This window comes from Bradyrhizobium sp. SRS-191, assembly GCF_024586915.1.
GTDB lineage: Bacteria > Pseudomonadota > Alphaproteobacteria > Rhizobiales > Xanthobacteraceae > Bradyrhizobium.
The window spans coordinates 1-2194 of sequence record NZ_JANBVS010000060.1 but is presented as its reverse complement, the minus strand read 5'-3'; the positions used below and the strand labels follow the sequence as shown (position 1 = coordinate 2194).

Genomic DNA, 2194 nt, shown 5'->3' with positions numbered 1-2194 from the left:
CTGCTGGCTCCCCAGCGGACTTCGTTCTTAGGTCTTACAACGAAAATGGAGACGGCGTTCATCTCGTCATCGAGCACGAACAACGGTGCGAGGAAGCAACCCTGGCCCTGTCGGGCGGCTATCAGAGGCACAATGCTCTCTGCGCGGTGGCGGTCGCTGTCACCACCGGAGTTCCATTCCAGCAAGCAGTATTCGGACTGACAGGAGTGAGCCAGATAAAGGGGCGTATGGAATGCGTGGGCAAGACGTCGAGGGGAGGCGTGGTTTATGTCGACTACGCTCATACGGACGATGCGTTAGCGTCCGCGTTATCCGCCGCTGGGAGAGCCCATCCTGGTCGAACCATCTCGGTAGTGTTCGGATGCGGCGGCGAACGGGATCCAGGTAAACGCTCCAAGATGGGCGCGGTCGCCAAGAGGTTGGCCGACAGGATTTACGTGACTGATGATAACCCAAGGAACGATGACGCCGGTGCGATTAGGCGCCAAATTCTTGAAGGTTGCATTGGAGAGGTGTCCAACGCGGTTGTCATTGAGGAGCCCAGTCGAAAAGATGCGATATGGGCTGCGATCTCGGATCTAACGGGCCCAGGCGTACTCGTAATTGCGGGAAAAGGGCACGAGGATTATCAAGAAGTCCAGGGTCGAAAATGGGCCTTCAGTGATCAGAATGTCGCTCGAGAGGCACTTGAGCGCGCTGTTCAAATCGAGGATACGGAGCTCGCTTCCTGACGTTCCGGAGTTACGTTCGTCGATCGTGGGCTCAAGAACTGGGGCAGGCAGGTGGTGTTGCCAAAGTAGTTTCTGACATGCTCCAGGCAAACCCAAAGGGATTCGAAGAGACTTCGTTGTGGGATGATTTGGCAGCTCTGTTCATTCTTAGGCCCGAACTTTTTGGTATTTGCGGAGGGCACTTTGAGCCTTGCGTTCCGGCTCAATCAGTGCGGCAACTCCTAACTAGGATCATGAGCGGCCTTTCGAGTTCGAAGTGAAGCGGCTTTCACCAAAGCGTCGGTGTATCGAAAGATCTTGTCGCGGATGGAATCGGTCCGCCGATTGATTAGGGACTTGGCAAAAAGCTTATCAGGCCGGCCTGTTGAAAGGCTTTGGTCGACCGTTTAGTGCTCAAGGCTCGAGAGCCGCTGAGATAGCGCTAGTATTGAATGAGCTGTCGCGCTGACGCTTGTAGAATTTTTGCGTTGTTTACCCGTTCTCACGACGCGATGAATCAATGGCCCAGCAGGGATCTAGACCACAAGTGACATCTTGGTTCTGCAAACTTGCGTACATGGGTTGTGCAGCAGTGGGCTTGGTTGCTGTTGGTCAGTCCCGCGCGCAGTAGCGTCAAACCCAAGCCCCGTCAGGTGCGATTGTTCAAAAAATCAAAAGAGTCTCCAACAGCTTCGAACTTTTGCGCCAGCGCGCAAGGCGATTTCGCGGCCTCGCGCATCATTATTCTCGTTCGAGTTTGACATTTCTAGGTATTTTGCGAGTCGAGTGCATAAGCAGGTTCGTTGCGATGCAGCGCAAGTTTGAGGTTGCAGCTTTACCATAGTTCGCGTAATGGTTTTTGGCTGTATTTTTTGCTTGTGATGTTTTGTTAATTTCGACAACCGCCGGTTGGGGGCAAACGGTGGACGATAGCAAGAAGACATTTGAGCTGCGTGGCTCGTCTGAACTCCGTGAACTTTTTCGACCTTCACGTCGCGCGGTACTGATCGGCGGCGCTGCCGCTATGGCGGTCGGCCCGGCCAATGCTGTCGAGCCGCCGGCTACCGAGCACTATGTGCTCGCGTTCCTCGACAAGGATCGCCGCGATTTCGTGGCGCTCTTCGAGATTCCTCCTGCCAAGGATGTCGAGGAGGGGACGGGGCCCTTGCAAGGGCCGCCATCCGCCGAGAAGGTCCGCGACGAGGCGGAAGAGATCGCAAAGAATGCCAGGAAGAACGCGGTCGGAAAGAATCCGGCTGAGATTGGCGCGGCGGTCAAGCAAGCGCTTCAGGACTGGAGTGCGAAACAACCGAGGTCTAATGGGACTGCTCCAAAATTTCTTATGCTCTGGGATAGACGAGAGTTTGGTCCCAACGCCGCTTTCGCAATCAGCCGCGAGTCGTCGCCCTATTTTCCGGACGGAGAGCCGTCCGGGAATTGTGAAAGGTCCTGTGACCCCGGCAAAGATCCACCGCCGCCGAAGA

Annotated in this window: 2 protein-coding genes; both read left to right on the top strand. The window is 55.5% G+C overall.

Annotated features, from left to right (window positions below; all coding sequences use genetic code 11):
- A partial coding sequence (locus tag NLR35_RS33900) for a glutamate ligase domain-containing protein (RefSeq protein ID WP_306577858.1) occupies positions 1–731 on the top strand: 731 nt, incomplete at its 5' end.
- Positions 732–1632: 901 nt separating this feature from the next.
- Positions 1633–2194, top strand: a 562-nt coding sequence (locus tag NLR35_RS33895) for a hypothetical protein (protein ID WP_257170885.1), incomplete at its 3' end; no start/stop codon positions are given.